The sequence below is a fragment of the Vibrio sp. 2033 genome, assembly GCF_033339735.1.
Window position 1 is genome coordinate 1 of sequence record NZ_JAWOVC010000647.1, and the last position, 565, is coordinate 565.

A 565-nucleotide genomic window follows, 5' to 3' on the forward strand; every position below is an offset into this window, starting at 1 on the left:
GACTGTGCCCGTGCGAACAAATCGTTGGCGGCATGGGGCGTTGAAGGCCGTGTACCATTCTTGGATAAAGAGTTCATTGACGTCGCAATGCGCCTAAACCCTGCAGACAAAATGTGTGGCAACGGTAAGATGGAAAAACACATTCTTCGCGAATGTTTTGAGCATTACTTACCAGACTCAATCGCTTGGCGTCAAAAAGAGCAGTTTTCTGATGGCGTAGGTTACAGCTGGATTGACACTTTGAAGGCCGTAGCAGAAGAGAAAGTGACCGATCAACAGATGGAAACGGCTCAGTACCGCTTCCCATACAACACACCAACAACTAAAGAAGGTTACGTATACCGCGAAATTTTTGAGGAGTTGTTCCCATTACCATCAGCTGCAGAATGTGTACCAGGTGGTCCTTCTGTAGCGTGTTCATCAGCGAAAGCGATTGAGTGGGATGAGTCATTCAAGAACTGTGTTGACCCTTCAGGCCGTGCAGTGCAAACCGTTCACAACGACGCTTACTAAGTAGAATTGGGCTGGAGCAGCAATCCAGCCCAATTATTTAACTTGTTGACGT

At 47.4% G+C, this 565-nt stretch carries 1 protein-coding gene; it reads left to right on the forward strand.

Annotated elements, in window-relative coordinates:
* Nucleotides 1-513, forward strand: a 513-nt coding sequence (locus tag R7P74_RS28275; RefSeq protein WP_318124002.1) for an asparagine synthase-related protein, incomplete at its 5' end; no start/stop codon positions are given.
* Nucleotides 514-565 lie beyond the last annotated feature (52 nt).